This is a genomic window from Sphingobium sp. SA916 (genome assembly GCF_002894065.1).
GTDB lineage: Bacteria > Pseudomonadota > Alphaproteobacteria > Sphingomonadales > Sphingomonadaceae > Sphingobium > Sphingobium fuliginis.
The window spans coordinates 133349-152917 of the sequence record NZ_LXYF01000002.1 but is presented as its reverse complement, the minus strand read 5'-3'; the positions used below and the strand labels follow the sequence as shown (position 1 = coordinate 152917).

14 protein-coding genes are annotated in these 19569 nt (G+C 62.7%); 4 read left to right on the top strand and 10 right to left on the bottom strand.

What is annotated here, in order from left to right:
- Positions 1-7: 7 nt before the first annotated feature.
- Both A8G00_RS02415 and A8G00_RS02410 read left to right on the top strand, forming a co-directional pair.
- Positions 8-1081, top strand: a complete 1074-nt coding sequence (locus tag A8G00_RS02415; protein ID WP_102999860.1) for an aromatic ring-hydroxylating dioxygenase subunit alpha — start codon at positions 8-10, stop codon at positions 1079-1081.
- Between the two features lie 62 nt (positions 1082-1143).
- Complete coding sequence (locus A8G00_RS02410) at positions 1144-2226, top strand: LLM class flavin-dependent oxidoreductase (RefSeq protein WP_102999907.1); 1083 nt, start codon at positions 1144-1146, stop codon at positions 2224-2226.
- A gap of 187 nt (positions 2227-2413) precedes the next feature.
- On the opposite strand, the gene A8G00_RS02405 is transcribed toward A8G00_RS02410, so the two are convergent.
- From A8G00_RS02405 to A8G00_RS02360, 10 genes are all read right to left on the bottom strand, one after another.
- Complete coding sequence (locus A8G00_RS02405) at positions 2414-4069, bottom strand: FAD-dependent oxidoreductase (protein WP_102999859.1); 1656 nt, start codon at positions 4067-4069, stop codon at positions 2414-2416.
- Between the two features lie 73 nt (positions 4070-4142).
- Entirely contained in the window at positions 4143-5063 is a 921-nt protein-coding gene (locus A8G00_RS02400; protein ID WP_172451726.1) for a TIGR03619 family F420-dependent LLM class oxidoreductase, read from the bottom strand.
- Positions 5064-5276: 213 nt separating this feature from the next.
- Positions 5277-5933: an NADPH-dependent F420 reductase gene (gene npdG, locus A8G00_RS02395; RefSeq protein ID WP_102999858.1), complete on the bottom strand. Its 657-nt coding sequence runs from the start codon at positions 5931-5933 to the stop codon at positions 5277-5279.
- Complete coding sequence (locus A8G00_RS02390; RefSeq protein ID WP_102999857.1) at positions 5930-6760, bottom strand: SDR family NAD(P)-dependent oxidoreductase; 831 nt, start codon at positions 6758-6760, stop codon at positions 5930-5932. The genes npdG and A8G00_RS02390 overlap by 4 nt, the downstream gene beginning before the upstream one ends.
- The gene (cofH, locus tag A8G00_RS02385) at positions 6757-9096 is read right to left on the bottom strand and encodes a 5-amino-6-(D-ribitylamino)uracil--L-tyrosine 4-hydroxyphenyl transferase CofH (protein WP_102999856.1); all 2340 of its coding nucleotides are present in this window, start codon (positions 9094-9096) and stop codon (positions 6757-6759) included. The genes A8G00_RS02390 and cofH overlap by 4 nt, the downstream gene beginning before the upstream one ends.
- Positions 9093-10100, bottom strand: coding sequence for an LLM class flavin-dependent oxidoreductase (locus tag A8G00_RS02380; protein WP_102999855.1), 1008 nt, complete (start codon positions 10098-10100; stop codon positions 9093-9095). The genes cofH and A8G00_RS02380 overlap by 4 nt, the downstream gene beginning before the upstream one ends.
- Positions 10101-10199: 99 nt before the next feature.
- The gene (locus tag A8G00_RS02375) at positions 10200-12419 is read right to left on the bottom strand and encodes a TonB-dependent receptor (RefSeq protein ID WP_253257884.1); all 2220 of its coding nucleotides are present in this window, start codon (positions 12417-12419) and stop codon (positions 10200-10202) included.
- Positions 12420-12771: 352 nt separating this feature from the next.
- Complete coding sequence (locus A8G00_RS02370) at positions 12772-13866, bottom strand: CaiB/BaiF CoA-transferase family protein (protein ID WP_066562981.1); 1095 nt, start codon at positions 13864-13866, stop codon at positions 12772-12774.
- On the bottom strand, positions 13866-14795 hold the full coding sequence (locus A8G00_RS02365) for a 3-keto-5-aminohexanoate cleavage protein (RefSeq protein ID WP_102999853.1): 930 nt from the start codon (positions 14793-14795) through the stop codon (positions 13866-13868). Before A8G00_RS02365 ends, A8G00_RS02370 begins: the two co-directional genes overlap by 1 nt.
- Positions 14796-14878: 83 nt before the next feature.
- Positions 14879-17560, bottom strand: coding sequence for a LuxR C-terminal-related transcriptional regulator (locus A8G00_RS02360; protein ID WP_226869701.1), 2682 nt, complete (start codon positions 17558-17560; stop codon positions 14879-14881).
- Between the two features lie 222 nt (positions 17561-17782).
- Between A8G00_RS02360 and A8G00_RS02355 the strand changes: the two genes are divergently transcribed.
- The gene (locus A8G00_RS02355; protein WP_102999852.1) at positions 17783-18784 is read left to right on the top strand and encodes a zinc-binding dehydrogenase; all 1002 of its coding nucleotides are present in this window, start codon (positions 17783-17785) and stop codon (positions 18782-18784) included.
- Positions 18781-19557 carry an SDR family oxidoreductase gene (locus tag A8G00_RS02350; RefSeq protein ID WP_102999851.1) on the top strand — a complete coding sequence of 259 codons (777 nt, stop codon included), beginning with the start codon at positions 18781-18783 and terminating at the stop codon, positions 19555-19557. The genes A8G00_RS02355 and A8G00_RS02350 overlap by 4 nt, the downstream gene beginning before the upstream one ends.
- Positions 19558-19569 lie beyond the last annotated feature (12 nt).

The following is a 19569-nucleotide window of genomic DNA, read 5'->3' as shown; positions in this document are numbered from 1 at the left end:
TTTGAAGATGCTCGAAACCGCCGATCGTCCCGTTTCGCACGACGACAATTCCGCCGCGCCATCAGGTGGCAACCCGATCGCCCTGAACGCCATCAACCGCTGGGTGCCGCATAATCTCGTGATGCGCGACAGCTGGTTTCCGGTGGCGCATGATTATTCCGTGACGGGGAAGCCCGTCCGCCGCGCCATCTATTCGCACCCCATCTTCCTGTGGCGCGACAATGGCGTCGCCGTCGCCAGCGAATTCCATCCCAATGAGCGGATCGCACGCGACAAGAGCGAATTTACCGACGCACGCGGCCGGTATCCGGTGATGGAACATTATGGCGTGGTCTGGGTGTGGTTCGGCAACCCGCTGGCGGCAGACCCGGCCCATCTCCCCAGCCTGCCCTTCCTCCCTCCCAAGGGTGGCCTGCCGCGGCACATGACCGCGACCGTCCGCTTTGAGAGCGCCGCGCCGATCAGCCTGGAAAATCTGATCGACCTTACCCATGCCGACTTCCTGCATGCCGACGTCGTCGGCGACGAACGGTCGGACAGCGAAACCGTGGAAACCTTCTACGACAGCGAGACCGTCACCATGGTCCGCACCTGCGTCAACAAGTCGGTCGCCCCGGTGATGAAATTCTTCAGCGGCATCAAGCAGCCGACCCAGAATGTGCGGCAGGTGATCCGCATCTATCTGCGCTCTCACTGCGCCATCGCCTATGGCCGGTTCAGCCCCGGTGACGATGTGCCGCTGTTCCACCCCTGCACGCCCGAAACGCGGGACCGCACGCGGATGGAAATGGTCATGAACACCTCCAACGCGGGCCTGATGTTCCGCCATGTCATGCCCAAGGCGGGTTACAAGGTGTCGCGGCAGGACAGCTACATGACCTCGCCGCAAAGCCCGCGCTATATGCGCCATACCGACCGCAAGGACCTGCACAGCAAGTTCGACCAGGCCGGGCAGCGCTATCGCATGGCGATGATGGACCTTGCCGACCGGCAGGCGAAGGGCGACTTCGCCTATCGCGACAATGTCAGCGCCGATTGCAGCGACATCATCGGCCTACGCAAGGAACTGTTCCAGTTCTGATCTGATCTCTCCCCATGGGCGGACGGCAGCGTCCGCTCCTTTTTTTCTTTTCCGGAGTCGCCATGTCCAAGCTCGTCAATGCCGTCGGCGGTGAACGCCGCTGGTGGGCCGTCATGCCCACCCTGCCTGCCCCCGCCATGGCAGGTATCGGCCAGCAGATGGAACAGGCGGGTTTCGAGGGCTGCTTTTCGCTGCAGATTTACGGGCCGCCCTTCGTTCCGATGGCTGCGACCGCCGCGCTGACGAACAGCCTGAAGGTCGGCACCGGCGTCGCTATTGCAGGAACGCGCAGTCCGGTGGAAACCGCCTATGCAGCGATGGACATCGATCGCATTTCCAATGGCCGCTTCGTGCTGGGGCTGGGCTCCAGCATCAAGAGCTGCGTCACGGGCATGTATGGCGAACCCGAACGCAAGCTGCTGTCCCACCTGCGCGAAAGCGTCAAGGTGATCCGCTATGTCATCGCCAACGCGCATAAGGGGCTCGATCCGATCAAGGGGGAATATTTCTCCGCCGATTTTGAGGAAATGATGCTGACCGCGCCCCCGGTGCGGGAAGAGATTCCGATCTGGATCGCGGCGCTACAGGACAAAATGACTGCGCTTGCGCTGGAAATCGGCGACGGTCTGATGGTCCATGCCCTCTGGTCCGCGGCCTATACCAGGAGCCGACTGCCTTTCATCAACGAGAAGCTGGCCCAATATGGCCGCAGGCGCGAAGATATCGAAATCAACGCCTGGCCTTGGATCGCGGTCAATGATGACAAGCAGAAGGCGATCGACGACAGCCGCGCCACCGTCGCGGCCTATTCCGGATACAAGGAATATGAGCCCTTCTTCGAGGCGATCGGCTTTGGCGATCAGGCGCGCGCCTGCCAGTTGAGCCTGGGTGAGCATGGCGACATCGCCAAGGTCATCGGCAATGTGTCCGATGCGATGGTCGAAGCCTTCGTGACCTGCGGGCCGGTGGACGAAGTTCTCGAAAAGATCGAGCCGTTCTGGGATGTGGTGGACTCGCTCTGCCCGATGACGCCCTATCGGGATCTGACCATGGACCAGCTGACCGACTATAATGCGGGTCTTTTCAAGCTGGTGGCGACGGCTCGGGCGCGGGCCGGCATGGTTGCCGAACCGGCGTACAGCTAGAGCGCGCTGCGTTAAATTCGACGCAGGTCGCGCGCTCTAAGTTTCTGTTGTCGCATCGTTTATGCGGAAAACCGGTTTCCACTTTTCCGCACGATGCTTTTAAGGTTGATCTCAGTAGTTGCTACGGCAGGAGCCGGGGCCAAGGATAACCCTTGATCCCGGCTCCTGCCGTCCCCCCCCCAAAGAATCAGGCCGGCACCAGTGACTCGGCCATGGCTTTGCCGGCGATGAACCCTGTCACCATGGCCGGGCCGACATTGCAGCCATGCGCCGGCGATTTGCCGCGCCAGATGGAATTGGCATCAAGCCCAGCCGCGAACAGTCCTTCGACCGGCGCGCCATCTGTTCCGATCACGCGGCATTGCGCGTCGATCTTGAGGCCCACCGTCGTGGACCCGTCACCCGGATAGATTTGGATGGCATAGAAGGGTGCCTTTTCCACCCGACCAAGACACGGATTGGGCTGATGCCTGGGATCGCCGATCTCGATATCGATCTGCGTGTCGCCCTTGCCGAAATCCAGATCCTTGCCGATCTCGGCATAGCGGTTCATCTTCGCGACCGTCGCCACCAGCCCGTCGGCGTCCACACCGATCTTGTCCGCCAGTTCGCGCAGGCTGGGCGCCTCTGTGACATAGCCCGCCGCGATCAGTTTCTTGAGACCGCCGCCGCCGGGATACACCATGCCCATGCCATATTTCTTGATGAACGCGGCATCCCCGATGATGTGGGCGGGCACGGTGCCGCTCCGGTGCATGGCCTCGACAAAGTGGACGGACGCCTCATTCCCGAAACGCTCGCCCTTGGCATCGACCGCGATGCAGCCGGGCTTCGACATGTCAATCAGATGCGCGTAGCGCGCGACATAGCCGTCCGGCCGCGTCATCTTGGAAACCACGGCCCAGACGGCATTGACCAGATTGTCGCCATCCAGCGACGCCCCGGCATCCAGCCCCATATTCATCCCGTCGCCGGTATTTTCATAAGGCAGGATCGAGACATGCTCCTCGGCATAGGGGATATAGGCCTTGCGCAACTGCTCACTGGCCGAAAAACCGCCGGACGCCAGCAGGACACCAACCCTTGCTTCGATGTCCTCGGCGCCGACGCGCACGCCGGTCACGCGGCCGGCCTTCACCAGCAGCCGATCGACAGCGGCGTCCTTGCGGAGCGTGACACCGGCATCGATCGCCGACCGGATCAGCCGCGCCGCCAGCGCATTGCCCATGGTCAGCCGCGTGCCGCGCGGATAGCGGCGCACCTTGTCCAGGCCAAATTTCGCGGCCAGCTTGCCGAAATGGAACAGCGACCTGGGCGACGGCATCTCGGCCAGATAAGGAAGGTCGAACAGATCGATCATGAAGCCGCCCGGCGCGTTGAACTCCTCGCGTGCCGGACGAAGCTCGGCGAAGTGATCGCCCAGTTTCTTGCCGTCATATTCCTGTGGCGAAAGCAGTCGGCCATGATCGGCGGCGCCGCCGACTTCAGGGTACCAGTCGCTGCTGGGCGGCGAGAGAAGGAAATGAACCTCGCTGTTCTTGTCCAGCCATTCCACCATTTCCGGACCTGCGTCGAGATAGGCGTCGATCAACGCGGGATTGGCCGTCGGTCCGATCACGTCCAGCACATATTGGCGCGCCACGGCGCGGCTGTCCTCGACACCGGCGGCCTTGGCCTGCGGGCTGCCGGGAATCCAGATGCCGCCGCCCGAAACCGATGTCGTGCCGCCGAAATGTTCGGCCTTTTCAAGCACAAGGACCGACAGCCCGGCGGACGCGGCCCTGATCGCCGCGGTCATGCCCGCAGCACCCGATCCTACCACCACAACATCATATTGGGCCATCAAGTCCTCCCGATCAGTCTTTCGATGTCCATGAGGAAAAGCGCGCCAGCCCGCGCCTTTCCCCCGGCAGGTTTCAGATTTTGGGCATGATTTCCTCGGCCACCCACTGGAGCCGCTCAAGATATTCGGTCAGCCCGGATATGCCCGGCGGCAGCGGAACGATGGTTTGATTGACCCCCAGTTCCTTCAGCCAGCCCACCTGATCGATGACCTTTTGCGCGTCCCGCGTTCCGGGCGCGCGCGGGTCATCCATGATCTCATGATGCGCGCCGACATTGAGCATTTCGAGCGCAAAGAACATGTCGATCGGCCGTCCGTCATATTCAGGCTGCGAACGGATGAAGTCGAGGCATTCGGGGAATTTTTCCGGCGGGGTGCGGAAGGGCGACCAGCCGTCGCCGAATTTCGCCACGCGCCTGAGCACCGGTTCGGCATCGCCCCCGAACCAGATCGGCAGACGCGGTTGCTGCACCGGCTTGGGCGCGAACCCGACATTCCTGAACCGGACGAACTCTCCCTCGAATTCGGGCTTTTCCGATGTCCACAGTTCAATGATCGCGGCGACATATTCATCGGCCATGCGCCCGCGCTGGTGGAAGTCCACACCCAGCATGTCGAACTCTTCCTTCAGCCAACCGACCCCGAACAAGGCCGTGGCCCGGCCGCCGCTCAGCCAGTCGAGCGTAGACCAGGCCTTGGCATGAACGATCGGGCTTTGCAGAGGCAGGATCGACACCGAGGAACTGAGCTTCATATTCCTGGTACGACCGGCGAGGAAGGCGAGTGCAACCGTCCCATGAACATAATGGTCGCCCGACAGCGCTATATGTTCCTGTGGGATGATGAAATGTTCGCCCAGCATGCATTTGTGGAAACCAAGTCGATCGGCCGTCGCCACCGCCTGTCCGATGTCATCTCCGGTCAAAGCATATTCCCAGGGCTGCGTCATCGCGGCGACGTGCATGCTGTTGGGAACGCCGATGTTGAGCTTCATGATGATCCTCCCATATTCTCCGGGCGAAAGGATAGACGGGGCGGGGTGAGCGGCACCTTCCCGCCGGAAGGGGAAGCCGCCCTGAAATCTGTGCCCGACGATTTTCGGCACGGCAAAATGCCCTTCCCCCATCCTCACCATCAGTCGTGCCCTGTCCGAAGAGAGGGTCAGGGCTTTCGATGGGCGGATTCCTTCGAACCCGTCAAGGCAGCGTCACGCCTTCAGCGGCACGAGTTCGCCCGTGATGCGAATGCCCGCCCCGTCGACCTTATAAGTCTTGTTCATGAAGATCAGGATCGACGTCAGCGCTTCGGCAGCGGCGGAATTGACGAGCGCACCACCATGCAGCCCCCGCAACCCCATGGCATCAGCCAGTGCCACAACGCGCGCCCGGGCATACTTGTCATCGCCAAATACCAGCACGTCGCACCCGACATCGACATCCTTCGCCAGCTTGTGCGCGGCGACATTGTGGAAAGCGGAGACCAGCGTGACATCCTGTCCCAGCACGTCCTGCGCCTTCTGGGCGGCGGAGCCTTCATCCGGCAACTGGACGCGCATCACCTTGGGCGGAACGAGCGGGACAGTCGTGTCCACGACCAGCTTGCCCGCGACATGGGGGGCAATGTCGCGAAGCGTCGCCTCCTGTGCGGCAAAGGGCACCGTCACGATGACAATGTCCGCTTCCGCCGCGACATCCGCATTGGCGCCCCCGCGCAGACCGTGCCCCAGTTCCGAGGCTGCCTTTTCCGCACTTTCGGCTTTTCGCGATCCGATCGTCACGGGATAACCGGCACGCGCCAGCCGCCAGGCAATCGCAGCGCCCAGATTGCCGGTGCCGCCGACGACGGCAATGGCAGGAAATGTCATAAAATGTCCTTCGATTGGTTGGCGGTAAAGCGCATCATGTCTGCAAATACCGCGGAATGAGACGTGAACCCGCCGTCGGCGACAATCGAAGCGCCGGTAATGTAGCGGGATTGATCGGACGCCAGAAACGCGACTACCTCTGCAATATCCTCCGGCCGACCGAGATAGTCGACCATATTATGCTCCCGCATCAGCGCCTGTGCCTCCGGCGGCATGTTGCGGTCCAGAGCCTCCGTCATCACCAGCCCGACAACGACGACATTGGACCGGATGCCCTGCTTGCCATATTGCGTGGCGATATAGCGGGACAGGCTGAGCAGGCCGGCCTTGGTCGTGCCATAAGCGGGAAAGTCGAGATCCCCGGCGAGGCCCTTGCCCGATCCGGTAAAGACGACCGAACCGCCGCCCGCAGCGATCATGCGCGGGATGGCATGTTTTGCGGTGAGCATCGCCCCGCGAAGGTTGACCGCAAAGGCACGGTCCCAGAAGTCGGCATCCATATCCGCGATCAGCCCATCACCGGCCAACATACCGGTCTGCGCCGCATTGGCGTGCAGGATGTCAAGCCTGCCGAAACGATCCACGACCTGGGCGATGCCGTTCGCCACCGTCTCCTCGTTGGTGACATCCATGATGAGGGCGATCGCCTCTCCGCCAGTTGCCTCGACCCGCGCGACGGCTTCATCGAGCGGCGCAGCCTCCGGGCCTGCCACGGCGATCTTCGCCCCACGGCCCGCCAGCATGAGCGCGGTGGCCAGACCGATGCCAGTTCCTCCGCCGGTGACAATCGCAACCTTGTCCTTCACCGGATATTGCAGGTCGGTCATAGCATCTCCGATAAGGCAAGGGGCCGTGGCGGCACCGGTTGATAAAGTGTCGTGCGCTGGCGGACAGGCCGTCCCACCGAGGCCGCCAGAGCCTGCATTTCCTTAGGCCCGAATTCCTGCCCATTGACGCCACCGGCAGCCCGGGTAATCGATTCATCCATCAGCGTGCCACCCATGTCATTGGCGCCTGCATTCAGGATCGCCGCGGCCCCTTCCGGCCCCATCTTCACCCAGGACACCTGGATATTGGGGATCACCGGATGCAGCACGATGCGCGCCACCGCGTGCATCAACACGGCCTCCCGATAGCTTGGCCCGGACCGTGCCAGCCCCTTGCGCCAGATCGGTGATTCCATATGCACGAACGGCAGCGGCACGAATTCGGTGAAGCCGCCCGTCTCCTCCTGCAACCCGCGGATGCGGAGCAGATGGCGCGCCCAATGGCGATATTCCTCGACATGACCGAACATGATCGTCGCCGTGCTACGCAGACCGACCCCATGCGCCACGCGCATCACCTCGATCCACTCATCCGCCGTCACCTTGTCAGGGCAGATGATGGCGCGAACTTCGGGATCCAGTATCTCCGCCGCCGTGCCGGGTAGCGTGGACAGCCCCGCTTCCTTCAGCCGTGCCAGATAATCCTCCAGCGGCAGGCCGAGCGTGCGCGCGCCATGCGTCACCTCCAGCGGCGAAAAGGCATGGATATGAATATCGGGCGCGGCCTCACGCACTGCCTTCAGGACATCAAGATAGGTGTGACCGTCATAATCGGGATGAATCCCGCCCTGAAGGCAGACTTCGGTCGCGCCGCGATCCCAGGCTTCGGCCGCACGGCGTCCGATCTCCTCCATGTCGAGCCTGTAGGCCGGACCGCGCATGGCTTTGGTGCTGCCCTTGGAAAAGGCGCAGAAGCCGCATTTATAGAGGCAGATATTGGTATAGTTGATGTTGCGGTTGACCGCATAGGTCAGCATGTCGCCCACGGCCTGCCGCCTCAATCTGTCGGCCTGGTTGACGATGGCGGTGAAATCATCCTGCCCGGCATCGAACAGGGTGACGATGTCCGCTTCGCTCAGCCGCTCCCCCTCTCCCGCCGCAGCAAGGATGGAGAGGATCGATCGGGAGGCGAGAACGGGCTCCACGGCCATGATGTCGGGCGCGGGATCGCCATGCCCTGCGGACCAGTCGTCGACCTTGGGCAATCCCCGCCCGTCGATGGCACGCAGGATCTGGGTGGCGATGGCTGGCGCTACCCAATCCCGCGCGGCGAGCGCATGACGCGGACCGATGGCGAGCCGCTGCATCAATATGCGGCCCGCGGCTTTGGTGGCGTCCTCCAATATCTCCAGATGCGGCCAGGGCGCCTCCGGGTTTACATGGTCCGGCGTCACGGGCGACACCCCGCCCCAATCATTGACGCCGGCCCGGATCAGCGGCGCCAGATCGACGCGATCGTGGAGATTGGGCGGTGCCTGGATCGTCATCTCAGGCCCCAGGATGATCCGCGCGGCGGCGATGCCCCAAAGATGATCGTCAAGCGACGGTTCGGCATGATCCGCCATCCGCGTTCCCGGCTTTGCGCGGAAATTCTGGATGATGACTTCCTGAACATGGCCGTAGCGGCGATGCAGATCGCGAATGGCGACCAGCGCTTCCACCTGCTCATCGCGGGTTTCGCCTATGCCGATCAGCAGGCCGGTCGTGAACGGCACGCGCGCGCGGCCAGCTTCCTCGATGGCTGCCAATCGCTGGACCGGTTCCTTGTCGGGCGAACCGAAATGCGGGCCGCCGCGCGCGCACAGCCGATCGGAACTGCTTTCCAGCATGATGCCCATGGAAGCGGAATGCGGCCTCAACAGCGCATAATCGGCGCTGTCCATCAGACCGGGATTGAGATGAGGCAGCAAGCCCGTCTCGCGGAACACCAGTTCCGCCATTTCGGTAAGATAGGACAATGTCGAGTCATGCCCCAATCGCGCGAGAGCCTCGCGTGCGGCGGCATAGCGGGCTTCCGGCCGATCGCCGAGCGTGAAAAGGGCTTCCCGGCATCCGGCCGCCGCGCCCGCGCGGGCAATGGCCAGAACCTCATCTCTGCTGAGATAGGCATCACCGGCGCGGGTCGGCGTGGTGGCGAAGGTGCAATAATGGCAGACGTCGCGGCACAATTTGGTGAGGGGGATGAAGACCTTGCGCGAATAGGTCACGCGACGGCCATGCGCCGCGACCGTCATCGCCTCCGCTGCCTCCATCATGTCCGCAAGGGACGGGGATCGCAGCACCGCCGCAATCCCGGCCGCTTCGTCTTCGCTCAGATGCAGTAGATCCAGTGTCACATCGCACTCCTCGCCTGGGCAAGCCCGCGAATGGTTTCCAGCGGCGCCGCATGTCCGGGCAAGGCCGCGATGAAGGTCGAGACGCCCATCGCCTCAAGTTGCCGCAGCATGTCCGTGGCCGCGTCGACGGGTCCTGCCAACGTATCGAAATCCGCCAGAAACCCGGTCAGTCCCAATTCTTCCATCAAGGCCACATTCCTGCCGCCAACGACCACATGTTCGGTCGGGTCATAGCGCGCGTGCAATTGATCGATCTTGCCGCGAAACTGCGTCGGGACCCGCGCCAGGGTTTCGGGCGTGCGGAAGGCCATGCCGTTGACGACGATGAACGCCTTGAGATCGTCAATGGCTTGGTCGCGGCTGGGACGGATCGAGGCGAAGGAAACGACCCAGATATCGATCGACAGGGGATCGCGGCCCGCCGCCTGCGCCGCTGCCCGGACCGTATCGATCCGGTCCTTCAGCGCGTCGAGATGGCGTTCCCCCGCGAACAAGATGACGCCATTGGCTTGCTCGCCCGCCAGAGCCAGCGCTTTGGGACCGAAGGCGGAATAATAGATCGGAATCGGCCGGGCAAAACGGAGCGGCTTGATCTCCGCCCCGTTCAGCTCCGCCGGCCGTCCGGCAAACAGGTCCCGAAGCGCCGCCAGTTCCGCCCGGATTTCCTTTTGCGTGGCGGGCGGCCGCCCGATGGCCAGAACCGTGCTGCCGCCCGTCGCCAGGCCCAGTGCCACGCGCCCGCCGGAAAGATCGTCGATCGTGCTGAGCGCGGAAGCCGTTACCAGCGGATGCCGCATGAAGGGCGATGTGACAAGCGGCGCCAAAGTCGCTTTCGGGGCGTCCAGTGCAGCGAGGGTAAGCGACACATAGAGTTCGTGCCAACCCGCGGGCGAATCGCCCACGGTGATCAGATCGAAACCCAGATCGGCGGCAAGACGGACTTCTTCGCGAAATCTGTCCAGCCTGTCCCCCCACATGCTGCATATGCCGAGCTTCATGGCCATCCTCTCGGGAACTTCCTACGCCCTGCCGCCTCGGCGCAAACCTGTCCTTGTAGAGGGGGGAGGCGGACGGATCGCTCACCCTCCCCCCTCATAGGCGTTTCAGAACGTATATTTGGCCGTGACGCCCCAGGTCCGCGGATCGCCCGCATAGACCGAACTGGTGGGAAAGGACGGCAGAAGAACGCTGGAGGCCGAGAAATATTTCTCGTTGAAGAGGTTCTTCACATAGACGCCCAGATCAAGGCCCGTGCCCCCGATCCCGCGCCAGTCCAGCCGTGCATTGGCCAACTGGTAACCCGGCAGCTTTTCGCCGTTCTGACCGCCGAAATCGTCGGTCATGAACAGGTCGGCGTTGAGCACGACATCGCCGTCAGCCGGACGGATCGGCAGGGTCCAACTGACGCTGGCCGTGCCGGAAAAGCTGGGCGAATATTTGTTGATCTGGCCCTCGCCCAGCACGATCGTCGAAGGCAGCCCCGCTGGAACGGTCAGGCTTTCCACCTTCACATTGGTATAGGCGGCGTTGAAACCGACGGTGAGGCTCCGCACGGGGCTGATCGATGCTTCCAGTTCCACGCCCCAAATCCGCAGATCCGCGACATTGGCGGCCAATGACCCGTTGGTCGGCGAATCCGGGGTGCCATTCGGAACGGTCGTCTGCGTGTTCAGGAACTGAAGGGCATTTTTATATTTGCTGTAATAGGCGGCGATATTGAGCCGCCCGCGTGCCGATCCGACATGATAATCATATTTGGAACCGATCTCGACGTCGGTGATCTTTTCCTCTCCCGTTTTCTGGAAAGGACGAAGATCCGCGCACACGCCTCCGGTCGCGACGCAGGCCGGGTTTGTGCCGCCCGTGGTAAAGGGCGTTTCGAACAGCGGCGTGTTCACATTGGCGCCCCGATAGCCGCGCCGCGACACGATATAGAGCAGCCAGTCCGGCGTCGCCTTGTAATCGAGCCCGATGGTCCAGCTCGGCTCCTGCCCCTTGTTGGATACCGTGCCGACGCCGTCGGCCAGACCTAGGGCGGCGGTGTTGAGGCAAGTGGCTTCATCGACATAATTCGTGCCGATGGTGCCACCGCAGGCCGATACCTTGTCCCAGCTGTAACGCGCGCCCAGATTGAGCTTCAGCTTGTCGGTAAATTCATAACCGATCTGGCCATAGACCGCCCAGTTCTTGTTGCGAACATGCGCCGTCACCGCCGGAGCAGGGACGCCACCAACGGAAAATGCCGTGAACTGCGACCCGCTGAGACCGTCCGGCTTGTCATTATTGTAAAATGCGCCAACGATGAAATTGAACGAACCAAAGTCGCCCAGCAACTGGGTTTCATTCGTCAGATACTGCCGATCCAGCACGGATGACGCTGTGAACAGGGTGAACGGCACGGCCGAAGGCGCGGGAGACGGTAGACCCGTGGGTATCTGCAGCAGCGGCAGGCCGCCGGTGTTGATCAGCTGATAACTGTAATTCTTGCGATAGCCGAAAATGTTGCGCAGCGTCAGATCGCCAAAGCTGAAAGACGTATCATTGGTGATAGACGTGGTCTTGCGATAGGCCGCACCGCCGTTGATGCCGCCATCGAACGATCCGCGACGATTGGCCTTCTGCGCCTGCAGCGCCGCCTGCACCTGCGGCTCGACTACCCCCAGCCCCAGCGCGGCGAAGGGGTAATTCTCACGCAGCAGATAAAGGCCGCCGGCCAGTTCATCGCCCTTGAAATATTCATAGATGGTCGTGCTCTTGAGGCCCTCGACCGGCTCGACCAGCAGCGACAGGCGGAAGGCGTCCTGATGGATATTGTCGAAGCCCGGGCCACCGTCGAAGGCGATCGTGCGCGGGTCCTGCCGGCGGATCTGGCCCGCCGCGCGGAAGGCGATCTTATCCTCGATGATCGGGATATTCACCGCGCCTTCCAGCTCGCGATAATCGAAGCGGCCGTAAGTGCCCTCCACATAGCCTTCGAACGCGTAACTCGGCTTCTGACTGCCGATCACGACCGCCCCGCCCAACGTGTTACGGCCGAACAGCGTCCCCTGCGGCCCCTTGAGCACCTGAATGCTGCCGATATCATAGGTCGGCACGTTCGACCCGACGGACGGCAAGGGGGTGTCGTTGAGATAGATGACGACGCCCGGCGTCACTTCGCCCAGCGGCAACTGGCCAATGCCCCGCAGGGTCAGGGCGACGTTATCTTTGCCCCCTTCGGATGAGAAGGTGAAACCCGGCGCGATCGTCTTCACGTCGCTGACCGTCTGAACGGTGCTGCGTTCCAGCGCCTCCGAAGAGAAGGCGGAAATGGAGACGGACACATCTTGCAGCCGCTCTTCCCGGCGACGGGCTGTGACAACTATGTCACCCGCATTCGCGCTTTCCGCCTGCGGTTCGGCCGAGGTTACGGGCTGAGCCCATGAGGGGAAAACAACAGCCGCGGCGCTCGCAACCAATGCCAATTTCAGAGCAGCCAATCGCATAAAAATCCTCTCCTTGAACCAGTTATCGCTGCCACCTGCGCGCGGCGCAAGCGTGATGACCTGCGGCAGATTCAGCGTTCAGCCTCATTAACCACCTATCGCCGGATAGGATTTGCGCCAATCCAGAACAAACGGCTCAGATGTTGTATTTGCGCCGCACCGATGCGCTATGCATGGCTGCGATGGCAGATCAGGACCAGGCTGCGATCAGGTCGGCGACCGGCACGGCCGAAGGCTCGCAGATGCCGCCCGCATTGAGGGACAATCTCGGCGCGGGCGCTGGCTGGGCCATGCCGTTGCGCCGGACAAAAGTCCCACGCGCCGCATTATGCGCATGCCGGGGCGCTTCCTCCATCGACAGGACGGGCGTGACGCAGGCATCGCCGGCCGCAAACAGGGCAGCCCATTCGTCGCGGCTTTTCGTCAGGAACACCGTGGCAAAGTCCGCCTGCATCGCGGGCCAGCCTTCCCGATCATTCTGGTCATAGTGCCGATCGGAAAGACCCAGTCCTTCCACCATCTGGGCAAAGAATTTCGGTTCCAGACATCCCACCGCGACATGCCGCCCATCGGCACATTCATAACAGCGATAAAAGGGTGCCGCGCCGTCCAGCAGATTGGAGCCGGGCGCATCTTCCCACAAACCCTTGGGCTGCCACGCATAGAAAAGGCTCATCAACGACGCGACGCCGTCGGTGATGCAGGCATCGACGACCTGCCCCTGCCCCGTCCGTTGCGCCGCAAGCAGCGCGCTCAACAGGCCGAAGATCAGGAACATCGCACCGCCGCCATAATCGCCCACCAGATTGAGCGGCACCGGCGGCGTCCCCTGCCGCTCACCCATGGCGTGGAGAGCGCCGGTGATCGACAGATAATTGATGTCATGGCCCGCCCGCAGCGCGAGCGGCCCGGATTGCCCCCAACCCGTCATCCGTCCGAACACGAACCGCGGATTGCGCGCCAGGCAGACATCGGGACCGACCCCAAGGCGTTCCATGACGCCGGGCCTGTATCCCTCGATCAACCCGTCCGCCCGCTCGATCAATGCCAGCAGCTGTTCGCGATCCGCGTCCCGCTTGAGATCGAGATAGGCCACCGCCCGGCTGCGATGCAGGATATCGCCCCCCACATCGTCCCAATCCCCCACCCCCGCCGATGGCGGCCGGGCTATGCGGACGATCTCGGCGCCCATATCGGCCAACAGCATCGCCGCGAGCGGCACTGGGCCGATCGCGTCGATCTCCAGCAGGCGAATACCGGCCAGCGGCCCGCTTTTTTCCGCCATCAGATATTCGTCCGGTCCGCGCCCTTGAGGTCGAGCATGGCGCGCGCCTCATCAGGCGTGGCGATTTCAAGACCCATGCCTTCGACGATCTGCCGTGCGGTCTTCACCTGCTCCGCGTTGGTTTCAGCGAGCCGGCCCGGACCGCCCCACAGCGAATCCTCCAGACCGATGCGAACATTGCCGCCCATGGATGCCGCCATGGCGATAATGCTCATCTGGCGCGCGCCAGCCCCCAGCACGGACCATTCATATTGGTCGCCGAACAGCCGGTCGGCCGTCCGCTTCATGTGCATGATATCGTCGGGATGGCTGCCGATGCCGCCCAATATGCCGAAGCAGGTCTGGATGAACAGCGGCGCCTTTACGAGACCGCGGTCGAGAAAATATTTCAGATTGTAAAGATGACTGGTGTCATAGCATTCGAATTCGAAACGCGTACCTAGCGGCGACAAAGTTTCCAGCAAATGTTCGATGTCTGCATAGGTGTTCTTGAACACCAGATCGCGCGACGCTTCGAGCGCTGCCGGTTCCCAGTCATGCTTGAACGATTTGTAGCGATCCAGCATCGGGAACAGACCAAAGCCCATCGTGCCCATATTGAGGCTGGCAACTTCAGGAGCGAAAGTCTGGGCGGGACGAATACGTTCCTGCACCGTCATGGAGGGGTGCCCCCCCGTGGTCAGGTTCAGCACCGCGTCCGTGCGCTGCTTGATGACCTTGAGGAAAGGTTCGAACAGATCGGGATTCTGGTCCGGCCGCCCATCGACAGGATTGCGCGCATGCAAATGGATGATGGCCGCGCCCGCCTCCGCCGCGCCGACCGCCGATTCCGCAATCTCCTCCGCAGTCACGGGCAAATAGGGCGACATGGAGGGCGTGTGGATTGCGCCTGTAATCGCGCAGCTGATGATGACCTTGCGTTTTGCCATGATATTTCCTTTCGCGCAGATTGCGCGGTTCGCAGGCTGCGCGAACGGCGCAATCTATCCTTCGATAGGAAGCCGCGCGCGCTTCAGGGCAAAATACCCAGTTGCCGCGCCCTCAGAACCGCCTGCGGCCGGCGCCGCACGCCCAGCTTGTCATATATTTGCTGCATATACCATTTGACCGTGCCTTCGGTCAGACCCAGGCGGTCGCCGATTTCCCGGTTCCGCAAACCTCCGCTCACCATCGTCAAAATGTCAACCTCGCGGTTGGCGAGGCGCCCGGTCAGACCGAAATCATCATCCTCGTCCTCATCCGCTTCGATCTGCGGTCCTCTGCGCAATAGCGACACGAGGCGAACGGCGAAGCGATCGGCGGGCGTTTCCAGTTCCGGACCCTGCGAATAGGCTTCGATGATGAGAGACGCGATCACCTCGCCCTCATCGATGAAGACCCGCACCCATCCGGCAGGTTCGGCCATTTCGACGGCGGCGCGAACAGCCCTTCGCGCTTCGGACCGATTGCCCTGAAGCACGGCGATTTCCGCCAACAGCAATTCGAAGATCACGGCCGAGCGCACCGCCCCCGCGCGCTTGACGAATTCCAGCCAGCGATGGGCGACCTTGCGCGCCCGTCCAAGCCGGTGACGTTGCATCTCGATCCGGAGCCAGGCGATCGCGATGCTTTCGTTGCGCCGCGTCGGGTGCAAGGTCGGAATGGGTTCGCCGTCCAGCTGCGGATCGCCCGCCAGAAAATGCTGCTCGGCCTCCTCAATCTGCCCAGCCTTGATCAGCAGCCGCACTTCCTCTGCCACGATGAAGGAGCGCAGGCGATCAAGTCCACATTCGATCGCCACGAGATGGGCGTCGTTGAGCGTCGAAAGCGCTCCGGGCAAATCGCCCCGTGCCGCCCACAAACGCGCGCTGACCAGATAGCCGGACGCCATCTGATCGGAAAATCCCCATTGCCGTACGACCGGCAGATACTGCTCCGCCAGATCCGCCGCCAGTTCAAGATCGCCTGCATCGTAAAGCAACTCGGCCAACGGCAAGGCAGGAAGCGCAGCCAGGCCGGAACCCGGACCGTGGATCTCAACGGCTAGCGCAAAGGCTTCTTCCAGAAACCGTTGGGCAAAGGGGGTCTTGCCCTGCGCCATCATGGTGGGCGCGACCGAGGCCTTCAGCGCGATGGACGCAAAAGCCGATCCGGGGCGCGAGAGGGCGCGGCTGGTTTCCGCCTCCAGCTTGAGCATGTCCTGAAAATGATAAAGTTCCCGCCGCGCCGACATGAGCTGCGCCAGCAAGGTGCAGCTGAGGTAGGCGTGACTGTCGGCCAGTTCGGCGAGCAGCGGCTCGGAGTCCGCCTCGACCCTGACCATGTCGTCGCGCGCCGCCGCCAGCATCACGAAGCGATGGCGGATCAGCAGGTCAAGCTGCTCGATTTCATGTGCGGGCAGGGACTGCGCCTCGCGCCGGGCTTCACAGGCCTGCCTCGCGGCGGAAATCAGTCTGTCCGCCGAAGAAAATGCCAGTTGTCGGATACGTCTCCACGCCAGCGCCAGCAGCAGGTTGGGACGTTCGGCCAGGATCGGCCAGGGCAGTTCCGCGCCCAGTTCGTCGATGCGATACAGATATCCCGAATAAGTCAGTCCTTCGGCCAGACGATCCAGCTGGTCGGCGAGAAACGCCTTATCGCCGCTCAGCCGCGCATGTTCGATCGCCGTGATAAGCTGTCCATTTTCCGCGAAATGGTCGCTCGCCCGTCGATGCATGACGGCGGCACGGCCAGGCGCGCGTTCCATCAGCCTGCCGAGGACCATTTCACGAAACAGCCGGTGATAGGAATAGCGGCTATGTTCCTGATCGATGGCATGCAGAAACAGACCTTCGCGGAAGACATGATCCAGCATCGCGCGGGCATTTTCATCCTCCGTTACCGCCGCGCAGGCCGACGGGGTCAGTTCGTCGAGTATCGAAGTGTCGACCAGAAAGCGGCGGACATCGTCCGGCTGCAAGCTCAACACCTCATCATGAAAATATTCGGCGAATTCCGGCCGAAGGCCAGTCAATCGAAGATTTCCAGCGCCTTCGCCGGCACGGCGATAGAGGTCGCATGCGATGACGATGCCGGAAACCCAGCCCTGCGTATCCCCCACTATGTCCTGTAGATCGCGCGAATCCACCGGCGTTCCGATCGACCGGGTGACCAGCTCGGTCGCCTCGGTCAAAGTGAAGGACAGGTCGGCGACCCCCACTTCGACCAGAAATCCGAGCGCGCGCATGCGCGCCAGCGACAGTCCGACCGTCCCACGCGCGGCAATGATGATGGTGAGCGCATCCCGCGCGCTGGACGACAATTGCGCCACAAATTCAAGGATCGGTTTGGCCAGCAACTGCGCGTCATCAATGATGATGACGGGTCGCACATCCCCCATCATCGCGATGATGGACAGCCAGCTTTCATCGGATGCGTTACTTTTCAGGTCTTCCCACGGCAGGCCCGCGACGATCCCGGCGGCCTTCAATGCCTGGAGAAACGACTGCTTGCTTCCTAATCCCGCCCGCGCCGCCAGCCAGAGAACGGGACGCCCCCGGGCCTTGAGTTCATCCGCCCAGAACAGCATGGCCGTTGTCTTCCCGCTTCCGGCGGGGGCGGACACCGCCGTCATGCGCGACTGAGCCACTTTGTCGGTCAACGCCACCAGCGCGGCGCGCCGGATTGGGCTATGCGTCGACCGGGGCGGCAAGATGGTTGTCGGCACAACGGTCATGCTGTTCTCTCCTGAGCACGCGCCTTCGCACGATTCGTTTTATTGTGTGAAATATATTCTGAGCGATGAATCTATAAACGCAATCCCTTTTTCCTATCCACAGATAGGTTCCCAATCAGCCGGAAAAATGTCCAGCTTCGGAACGGAAAAGCCGGGGCCGTCACGCAAGGGTTGTTACCACGCAGCTTGCGGCGCCAGGCAGGATATTAGGAAAGGTTGACCATGAAGGCCCTTTATCTCGAACGGACCGACGGCCCTGAATCCGTTGCGGTGGCGGAAGTCGAAACGCCGGTGCCCGGTCCGGGAGAGGTGCGCGTCGCACTGCGGGCGGCGTCGATCAACCATCGCGAACTGTTCATCACGCACGGCCAATATCCCGGCATGACCGTGCCGATCACGCTGGGCTGCGATGGCGCGGGCGTCGTCGACATGATCGGTGAGGGCGTGACCGGCGTCAGCGAAGGCGATGAGGTCGTTCTGTATCCCGCGCGCAACTGGGGGCCGAACCGCCATGCCCCGGCCGCCGATTTCGGCCTGCTCGGCATGCCCTTTGCCGGCACGATCGCGGAATATATCTGCGTGCCGGTCGACAATCTGGCGCCCAAGCCCGCCTTCATGAGCTTCGAGGAAGCCGGGGCCGTGCCCTTGACGGCGCTGACCTCCTGGCGCGCGCTGATGTTCAAGGGCCGGCTGGAGGCAGGGGAAACCCTGCTCATCAGCGGCGTGGGCGGCGGCGTTGCGACATTCGGCCTTGCCTTCGCCGTCGCCAAGGGCGCCAATGTCTATGTCACCGGCGAAAATCAGGACGTGATCGATCGGGCCGTTGCGATGGGGGCCAAGGGCGGCCTGCTCTACACCGATCCCGACTGGCGCAAGCAGGTCGGCAAGCTGACCGGCGGCATTGATGTGGTGCTGGACGGCGCGCCCTCGCCCAGCTTCGCCAATTATGTCCGCGCCATCAATCCGGGCGCGCGCATCGTCATCTATGGTTCGACCGCCGGCAATGAGATCAAGTTCAACGCCACCGACATCTTCCTGAAAAGCGCCAGCATCGTCGGCAGTCAGGTCGGCGACCCGCAGGACTTCAAGGACATGCTGGCCTTTGCCGGGAGCCATGAAATCAAGCCGGTGATCGAGGCGACCTATCCGCTCGCGCAGGCGAAGGAAGCGCTTTTGCACCTGCGCGACCAGCATAAGTTCGGCAAAGTCGTGGTGACGATGTGAGCGATCTGTTCAGCCTGAGCGGCAAGAAAGCGCTGGTCACCGGCGGCGCGCAGGGGCTGGGCCGCATGATCGCCGAAGGTCTGCTGCGGGCCGGGGCGACGGTCGCGATCACATCGCGCAAGGCCGACATTTGCGAAGAGGCCGCCCGGGAAATGGCGGCGCTGGGACCGTGCATCCCCCTCCCCGCCGACCTGTCGACACCCGAGGCGGCGGTCGATCTCGTCGCCCGTTATCGCGATGCGGTCGGCGCGTGCCACATATTAGTCAATAATGCGGGCAAGACCTGGGGCGGGCCGATCGACAGCTTCCCCGACAAGGCCTGGCCCGGCGTGATGGCCGTGAATGTCCAGACGCCCTTCACCATGATCCGGGAACTGCTGCCGGAACTCGGCGCTGCCGGGGCGCCGGGCGATCCGGCGCGGGTGATCAACATCGGTTCGGTCGCAGGCATGAAGCCCGAGCGGCTCAGCGCGTACAGCTATGCCGCGAGCAAGGCCGCGGTCCATATGATGACACGCGATCTGGCCGGCGATCTGGCGGAACGCAACATCACCGTCAATGCGGTCATTCCCGGCTTCTTCCCGACCAAGATGACGGCGCATCTGCGGGATGAGGACCATGTCGACCCTGCCCTGCTGGCGCATATTCCGCTCAAACGTCTGGGTTCGCCGGACGATATTGCCGGCATCGTCATTTTCCTGTGTTCGCGCGCGGGCGCCTATGTCACCGGCGCCCAGATTCCGGTCGACGGCGGGGTGGTCGGCTGCGGTTGAAAGGAACCAAAG